Origin of the sequence: Streptomyces sp. NPDC005728 (assembly GCF_040630895.1) — a bacterium.
GTDB lineage: Bacteria > Actinomycetota > Actinomycetes > Streptomycetales > Streptomycetaceae > Streptomyces.
The window spans coordinates 1-8411 of sequence record NZ_JBEXYL010000186.1 but is presented as its reverse complement, the minus strand read 5'-3'; the positions used below and the strand labels follow the sequence as shown (position 1 = coordinate 8411).

Here is an 8411-nt window from a genome sequence, read left to right as displayed (position 1 = left end):
GTGCGACCAACGCCCTCGACGGGGTTGAGCTCGGGGGCGTACGGCGGCAGCTGGTAGACGGTCAGCCATAATCGGGCGGCGATCAGATCATGCATGGTGCGGCTGATGTGTGTGTTCACGTTGTCCCAGACCAGAACGATGGGGCCGCCGAGCTGTTGGTGCGCGGCATCCAGCAGGCGGGCGTAGTCGGTCTGAGTGAAGCCCTTGCGACGGCCCTTGGCGGGACCACGGTCGAGGTGGATGCGGTAGATCAGCCGTGGCCGGTGGCCGGCTTTGGTGCAGATCAGCGCCGCCATGGAGACACGTGTGGTGCCTGCAGCGGTGACACGCACCACCGGGGTGTGGCCCCGGCGGCTCCAGGTGCGGCCCTTGGGCGGCCTCAGGCCCTGGCCAGCCTCGTCCTCGAAGCAGAGCCAGGCGCCCAAGTCCGCCGCCCTCCTTCATGACGGGCCACTGCTCGTCCTTCCAGACGGCGATCTTCGCCTCGTCCCGCTCGGTGGCCTTGCGGGAGGGCACCTGCACGCTCCAGCCGATGCGGTGCAGCAGCAGGTCCAGTCCTGCCAGGGTGCACTCGACACCGAACCGGCGGCGCACGATCTCTGCGATCCTCGCCAGCGTCCAGCGCTGGTCACTCCAGCCGGAGGCGGCCGGGCCGGCCTCCAACACCGTTTCCAGCAGCCGGAGTTGACCCGCATCAGCTTGCCACGGGCGCCGCTGGGGCCCTTGGAGGCCAGGCCCTGCCTACCGCCCGATGCCAACGCCCGCCGCCAGCGGTTCGCCGACATCCTGGTCACCCTGAACCACCGGGCCACCTCCGGGTCACTGGCCCCGGCCTCGATCAGGTCAGCGGCTGCGAGCCGGACTTGCTCGCGCCGAGCCCGTTCCTCGGCCGCCAATCCACCGCTACCGGGATACCTCATCCTCCCGGCCATAGCGCGGTCCACGACAGCCGTCACGACCCGACGTAACCCGCACCGTCAAAGATCTCTAGAAGGGGCGAGCGTGACTGGCGTGGGATCGGATGAAGTCCGGGTCGGAGGGCGGCTGAACGGAGGCCTTCAGTGAGGTGACCACACCCGGATCGAGATGGATGACGTGGGCGTGCCCGTCCGCGTCGAATTTCTGGTACGTGCGTCGGTAGTGCGCCTTGTTGTGGGCGTCGACGGTCGAATCCGCGTCGCCCTTCACCTCTTGCGCCACGAGACCCGTGTGCAGCTTGTCCGAGTAGTCCGAGTTGAAGATGACCACCACGTCGCCGGGCTGAGCCTTGGCGGGATTGTCGCCGACATCCGTGCCGAGATCGTAGTCCATGATGAAGTCGTAGAGGCTTCGGTAGCCGATGACGTCCGAGATCAGCAGGAGATCGTATTCCTTGCCGTTCGGTGCCTTGTAGTGGTAATAGGAGTCCTGAGGATCATCCGGCTTGAGTCCGGGGACAAGGCCGCCCGCGGCAAGGGCGCGAGCGACGAACTCGGCGCACTCGAAATACGGCTGCGCCTGGCCGTCCTTCGCCCGGGGGGTGCTGTCGTCCCATGTGGTCCAGTTCCAGTGGGCGTCCGCGTACTGGACGGCCGTCTCGCGCCATTTGTCGGAAGCCCGGGCAGTTTTCTGTGTTTTCTGGTGCCCGACTGGAACCGCTTGCACGGGACCGGCGCTCATCCCCAGAAGTGCAACTCCCAGGGTGACGGCGGAGAAAGTACGAAGGGATTTCCCCCGGAAGGACATGGCGGTCACCTCTCGGCAGTTCCAGGTATCGCGCGGTCATGCACTCGTGTGGCGCCACGCTGCCGCGCCTCACGACGATCTTGTCCGCGGAGCGACCTTTTACCAGGGGTCCGGATCGAAAACTCACTCGGTAGAGAGAAGGAGACCCCCTCCGCGTACTCTCAATGCCGCAATGCTGCTGCAAACGAGATCTCGGCCGATTCGGCTCCGCCCTTGCGGATCTGCGTTCCAGGCAGTGGCGCCGGGACCGCCGGTTGCGCAAGCGGGTGGTCGCCGAACTGAGCGGTGCCGGCCAGGCTGCCCGGCGCTGGCGGCGATGCTCGATGCCTGCTCTGGGTGACGCAGCGAGCCGTTCGGCCGCAGAGCTCTGCCTGGTCGCTGTCGGCAGGCTCCCGGCCGACGCCGTCTGATGGCGTGCTCGCCTCGACTGCGGATCCTGCTGTGCGCCGATGACGGTGACTGTGGTGATGCCGACCGGCTTGCCTGCGTGCAGGGGTGGGCTCCTCCTGGCAGGAGGAGCCCACTTCGGGGGATGTGGGAGGGGCTATTCCGTGCGCAGGCCTTCCGGGCGCATCATCCGCAGCAGCGGCGGCAGGCTGAGCAGCGTGACCACGCCGACCACGGCCGCGCCCACGCCGGTCATGGTCAGGACGCTCGCCCAGTCCATGGCCACCGGTGTACGGGTCATCTTCAGCAGCACCGAGCCGAGGGTGATACCCACCGTTGTGGCCAGTACGAGGCCGAGTCCGACCGGGAGGGCCGTCTGCCACAGCACCGACAGGCTCAGCGTGCGGCGCCGGGTGCCGAAGGCGACCAGCGCGGAGAGCAGCTTCCTGCGCTCGCGCAGCTGCTCCAGCTGGGAGACCAGCAGACTCGCGCCGATCAGTGCCAGCACGAAGGCGGAGCCGACGAACAGGCCGGTGCGGATGGAGGTGTACTTGACGTCCTCCTCGGTCGCCGACCAGCTGTAGGTGCGTGCCAGGGGGTCGATCCGGGCGACGACGTTGCGTATGTACTCCCGTGAGTCCGGCACCGACGGGTCCAGACGCAGGTAGGCCCCGTCCGAGAACAATGCGGGCGCGGCCCTGGCCGGCAGGGCGGCGGGGGTGACCAGCAGACCGTTGGCGTCCTGCAGTGAGTCCTTGCGCGCGTCCACCACCCGCACGTTCGCCGGAACGGTCCAGGGCACCTCGATGCCGCGTTCGCCGGCGTCGCCGTACGACGGGTCGATGTAGAGCTGCCGACCGGGCTTCACCACGGCGATTTCGCCGGCGTTGCTGGGGGAGGTGTAGTGGCTCCTCGTTCGCGTGATGAACACGTCGCCGTCCTTGCAGGAGGGAAGCGTGGCGAGTTCGCGCAGGGCGGTGCAGTCACCCACGGTCAGGCCGTTGCTGTTCTTCGGGTCGCGACGCGCGTCCCCGTACTGCGATTGGGCCAGGGCCACTGCGGCCCGTACCCCTTTGGTGCCGGTGAATTCGCGCTCGACACCGGACAGCGGCTTGCGGTCGCTGAACTCGACCTGCATCTGGACCCGGCCGGGGTCCTGGCCGGTGGCCTTGGTGTACTGGCTCTGCGTTCCCGTGAACAGCATCTGCAGGGCGATGGCTCCGGCCACGGCGACGGCGATGCCGTTGACCATGCGTGCGGCGGTTCCGCTGCTCAGCTGCAGCCGCCGTACCGCGAGCTGCCAGGACAGCGCGCCCTTGCCGAGGCGGACGACGACCGCCTCCACGACCCAGGGGAGCAGCGCGGTGATGCCGATCAGCAGCAGCAGCACGCCGCCGATGACGAGGTACTGGTTGAAGTCGCCGTTCTTGCGGCCCTTGCCGATCATCGGGTAGAGCATCGCGAGGCCGGCCAGCGGCGGCAGCAGCCGCCACCACAGCCGGCGGCGGCGCTGCTTGGCCGCGCGCACGACGCCAAGCGGTTCCACCACCACGCCGCGCATCGCGAGCAGCGTGACGAGTACGGCGGCGACCGGGATCGCCACCGCGACCAGCGCGGCGAGCGCGGGGGAAGGATCGAGGTAGCTGGGCCAGACGCTCACGCCCAGCACCTCGGTGGAGCCCAGCGTCTGACGGCCGAGGAGGAAGAAGCCGGTGCCGATGACCAGGCCGAGCAGGGCTCCGGCGAGTGCTTCGCCCGCCGCGATCCGCCGGGTCATGTGGCTGTCCGAGCCGACCAGGCGCAGCGCGGCCAGCCGGCGGTCGCGGCGCTCGCCGCCGAAGCGGACGGCGGCGGCGATGAACACGGCGACCGGGGTCAGCAGCACCACGAACACGACCAGGATCATGAGCAGAAGCACCGGGTCGGTCTTCTCGGGTGTCGCGTCCGGGTGGCCATAGTCGGTCAGCCGGTGCACCGGGGAGACGTCCGTGAGTTTCAGCCCCGAGGCGCCCGCGTAGTAGGCCAGTTCGTGGGAGCCGATGAGTCCGCTCTCGCCGATCGTGCCGGTGATCTTGTAGGGCAGCCGCTCCCGCAGCAGCTTGGCGCCGCCCGAGGCGAGCAGGTCCCCCAGCGCGGGAGAGACCACCATCTCGCCCTTGCCCGGGAAGCTGTCGACCCCCGGGGGCAGCGGTGCCCGCTTGCCCTCGGGCTCGACGAGCCGGCCGCGGACGTCGTCGTCGTGCCAGGTGGTGTCGGTGACGGCGATCAGGAAGGTGTTGTCGGCCTTCGGCGGGGCCTTGTCGGAGTACCTGTAGTCGAAGCGGGCGTCCTCCACCTTGTGGCGGGCGGCGAACACGTTGGGCAGGACGGTGCACAGCAGGAGCAGTGCCACGCCGAGGCCGACGCCGACGGCGGTGAGCGTCATCCGGACCCAGCCCTCGCGTCCGCCGGTGAGGGCGAAGCGGACCCCCATGGCCAGGTCTCTGGCCCACTGGCGAGGACTCATACGGCGCGCTCCATGTCGCGGGACTTGCCGTCGCGGACGACGATCTCGCGGTCGGAGTAGGCGGCCACACGTGCCTCGTGAGTGACGAGGACGACGGCAGCGTTGGTCGAACGGGCCGCGTCGGTCAGCAGTTCCATCACGCGTTCGCCGTTGAAGGAGTCGAGCGCGCCGGTGGGTTCGTCGGCGAACAGCAGGCGCGGTCCGGTGACCAGCGCGCGGGCCACGGCGACGCGCTGGCCCTGGCCGCCGGAGACCTCGCCGGGACGCTTGGCCTTGAGGTCGTCGACCTCCAGGCGCTCCATCCAGCCGAGCGCGGTCCGCTCGGCGTCCTTGCGGGAGGAGCCGTTCAGCCGCAACGGCAGGGCGACGTTCTCCACACAGGTCAGCTCGGGCACCAGCTGACCGAACTGGAACACGAACCCGAACTCGGAGCGGCGCAGCGCGCTGCGCTGGGCATCGCTCATCTTCGTCAGTTCACGCCCGTTGTAGGTGATCGACCCGGAGTCGGGCGGCACGATCCCCGCGAGGCAGTGCAGCAGCGTGGACTTGCCGGACCCGGAGGGACCCATGATGGCGACGACCTCGCCGGGGTGTATGGAGAACTCGGCACCGTCCAGCGCGTGGGTCGGGCCGTACGCCTTGCGCAGGTCGTGCGCGGTGAGCAGGGAACCGGGGGGAGAAGTCGTCATCGGGTCACAGCCTCACGGAGTTTGTCGAGTCGGGCGGCGGTCAGCTCCAGCCAGCGCAGGTCGGCCTCCAGGTGGAACAGGGCGTGGTCGCAGACCATCTGATCCGCCAGGTCGCCCTTGCGCTTGCGGTCGGTGAGGATCCGCATGCTGCGCAGATGCTCGGAACGCTGGGAGTCGAGGATCTCGGCGGCATCGCGCCGGGTGAGCAGGGCGAGGACGACCTTGGTGTAGAGGGTCGACTGGAGGTATTCCTCCGGTTTCTCCGGGGTCGCCAGCCACCGCTGTACGTCGGTGATGCCGGCGTCGGTGATCGCGTAGCGCTTGCGCTCGGGACCGCCGCCCGCCTCGATCCCGTCGACCTCGACGAGACCGTTCTTCAGCAGCCGGGACATCGTCGAGTAGACCTGGCCGTAGTGCAGCGGCCGGTCGTGACCGAACTTCTCGTCGAAGGCCCGCTTGAGGTCGTAGCCGTGGCGCGGGCCGGCCTCCAGGAGCCCCAAAAGGGTGTGACCGATGGACATGACCCGCACTCTACACGCGGTGTATACCTGGCGTGTATACACGGCGCGTATACACGGTGTGTGCGGGTCGTGGCGGGGTGTACGACAGTGCAGGTGAGGGAGCCGGGAATGCCGATCGTCACGGTTCGGAAACAGGCCGTCATGTTGACTGAGACACGCTGGTCGTCGGGGGGGCGTCTGGCTACCGGGGCTTCGCGGTTCGCTCCGGGTAGGCGGTGCCGACGTAGCGCATGGCGGTCTGTTCGGTGATGCCGAAGAGCCTCGTGAGCTTGAGCGGGTCGCCGGTGGTGAAGGCGACGTCGAGGATGCGGTCCTGGCGCGGTCTGTCGAGGGTCAGGCCCTTGGGCAGAACTTGCTGCAGGGTGTTCCTGTGCAGGGCCGGGTGGTCCGGATGGCGAGTTGCCGTCGGGCGGTCCACGCCAGGGCCTCCAGGGCGTCTTGGAGGTGGTCCGGGGTGACTTCTCGAAAGGTTGTCATGCCGGCAGCCCTCCACGCGGTGAGGGTCGACTGAGAGACGACGGCGACTGCCCCACCCTGTACGAGATCGAGGGCACCGACGAGATTCTCGTCCAGGGCGACCGCGAGCCGCACCCCGAGCACCTGGGGCAGCTGCGGGACGTGAAGCCGTCCGAGACGGTTCGTCCGCGTCCCGCGCAGCCTGCTCATCCGCTACGCCCCGCTGTGTGCACGGTCCACAGCGCATCGAGGAGGTTTTGCCGGTCCGGTTCCCCGGCGGGGCGTGATGAGCATGCGCTGATCCTGCCAGGGGCGGAATTCCAGGGGCGGATGTTCGCCCCGACGTGGTGGTAGTGCACTGTGTTGCCACCGCAGTTGCGCCAGCGGGGAAACGTCCGTCTTCTTGGCGCGGCGGAAGCAGCCGGCCCGGCATGACGACGTCGAAGCGCGCAACACGCGCGGTCTCGTCCTCCGCGGATTTGGGGGGCCGATGCGGGCACGATCGCTCTCCGTTGGCCGAAGGGCAGACAGCCATGCTCACCTCCGTGATCGCCGTCATGGGCGACTTGCCGGAGTCGGTGGCGGGTCACCCGTCCGGCAACTTCTCGGCCAGGGTGTCCTTGAAGCGGACGTATGGGGCGATGGAGGCGGCACGCGTGTGGCGCATCGCCCGCAACACCGATACCGCGTTGTCGGTGGTCGTCGGCGGCTGGACAAGAGAACGTGCGCTGCCCACCACCGGTTCGACGAGACACACATGGCGTTCTGCCTCGATCAGATCGGCCTCGAGCAGCGCCTCGCGTGCGAAGGCGAGTTCCGGTGCATGCAGGGCCAGCTCCTCGACGGGCTCGGGCAGCACATCGATCAGTTCTTCGACGGCCTTTCGATAGGCGCGGTACTCCAAGTGCGCGCTGCCGCTCAGCGGCACCGGCACCACGGTAGGGACCATCGTCGGGCGCACGGCGTTGGCGTAGTGCTCGGCGGGCAGCGCCGCCGCGTGGGCACGGGCGGCAGGGAACCCCTGTACGTAGACGGTTGTCCGGGCGAGCAGGGCGGCGGCTTCAGGCCAGTCGCCGTCCCGCAGGGCCTGGCTGGCCGAGCGCAGAGCGAAAGTGGCGTAGACGTTGAACAGGACGTGGACGTGATGGCCGGTGATCCAGCGGGCCAGCCACATGTCCTCCGGCCGTCGCGGCGTGACTGACGGGTCGTCTGTCTTCGCATCGGCGCCCGGCTCTACGTCCTCGCCCCCGTCGTCCGTCAGGTCCGTGTCGTCTCCGGCGAGGTCCATCACCACTTGCTGCATCGCGGCCGTCTCACGGGCGATGTCACTTCCTGCCAACGGAGTGTCGCGCAGGTCCACCAGACCCCGGTGGATCACCTCAGCCGCCTGCCGGGCCGCCTGCCCAGCGGTGAGGTCCGCGGTGCGGACCCGGAAGTAGCCCTGGACGGCGGACTTGGCCGGCAGCTCTTGCGGGTCTGCCAGGGAGTCAGCGACGGGCAGTGCTGCCACCAGAGCGCCGGCTGCGTGCGCTGCCGCTCGCAGCGCCGCCGTGCGCGTCTCGACCGTCCCGAACGCCGGTACGGCAACGAGCCTGGCAGCCAATCGACCAGCCACCGGGCGTGCGCTGTCGCTCATACAGGGCATGGGATGCGGCCGCAGAGGCTCACTGAACACGGCCACCGGAGGCAACACTCCCGCCGCCCCACCCTCACCAGTCATGCACCCGACCTCCTGTCAACTGCGCGCTGCTTCCCGAAGACGTCATGGCCTCCCCGGCCTGACGCCTACAACGCGCTACCCGAGGCGCCGGAGTCCCAATCACGGTGACTGCCGCGCGGTGCCGCCTCACACGCGATCGGCCGGATCCGGGCTGCCGAGCACGCAGGCATCAACGTCGCCGTCGCCCCACTCACGCCGCCGCGCCCGACTGTCTACGCCCGTGCAGCCGATGACCGGCGAGGCGCGCCCCCCCTGCAGCCGAGAACCGGACGGGCCAGAGACCGGGACGCGGACAGACACCCCGGGACGGACAGGTGCCGGTACCCGGGACGGGTGAGGACCGGGCCGCCAGCCCCCGGAGACGGGTCCCGAGGGTCGGGCCGGACGAGGCGCGGGGCGGTCTTGAC

Annotated in this window: 7 protein-coding genes and 2 pseudogenes; all 9 read right to left on the bottom strand. The window is 69.2% G+C overall.

Annotated elements, in window-relative coordinates; translation table 11 throughout:
- A partial coding sequence (locus tag ABZ471_RS46380; protein ID WP_359075190.1) for a transposase occupies nt 1-425 on the bottom strand: 425 nt, incomplete at its 3' end.
- A gap of 91 nt (nt 426-516) precedes the next feature.
- Nucleotides 517-594: pseudogene (locus ABZ471_RS46375) on the bottom strand (winged helix-turn-helix domain-containing protein); the annotation flags it as partial.
- A 197-nt stretch (nt 595-791) separates the two neighbouring features.
- Nucleotides 792-920: pseudogene (locus tag ABZ471_RS46370) on the bottom strand (transposase); the annotation flags it as partial.
- A 67-nt stretch (nt 921-987) separates the two neighbouring features.
- Nucleotides 988-1659, bottom strand: coding sequence for a hypothetical protein (locus tag ABZ471_RS46365; protein WP_359075189.1), 672 nt, complete (start codon nt 1657-1659; stop codon nt 988-990).
- Nucleotides 1660-2269: 610 nt separating this feature from the next.
- A complete protein-coding gene (locus ABZ471_RS46360) occupies nt 2270-4618 on the bottom strand; it encodes an FtsX-like permease family protein (RefSeq protein WP_359075188.1) in 2349 nt (782 codons plus the stop codon).
- Nucleotides 4615-5307 (bottom strand): ABC transporter ATP-binding protein, encoded by a 693-nt coding sequence (locus ABZ471_RS46355; RefSeq protein ID WP_359075187.1) that lies wholly within the window; start codon nt 5305-5307, stop codon nt 4615-4617. Before ABZ471_RS46355 ends, ABZ471_RS46360 begins: the two co-directional genes overlap by 4 nt.
- A complete protein-coding gene (locus tag ABZ471_RS46350) occupies nt 5304-5828 on the bottom strand; it encodes a PadR family transcriptional regulator (protein ID WP_359075186.1) in 525 nt (174 codons plus the stop codon). The genes ABZ471_RS46355 and ABZ471_RS46350 overlap by 4 nt, the downstream gene beginning before the upstream one ends.
- Nucleotides 5829-6009: 181 nt before the next feature.
- A complete protein-coding gene (locus ABZ471_RS46345) occupies nt 6010-6246 on the bottom strand; it encodes a hypothetical protein (protein ID WP_359075185.1) in 237 nt (78 codons plus the stop codon).
- Between the two features lie 624 nt (nt 6247-6870).
- Nucleotides 6871-7920: a hypothetical protein gene (locus ABZ471_RS46340; protein WP_359075184.1), complete on the bottom strand. Its 1050-nt coding sequence runs from the start codon at nt 7918-7920 to the stop codon at nt 6871-6873.
- Between the last annotated feature and the right edge of the window lie 491 nt (nt 7921-8411).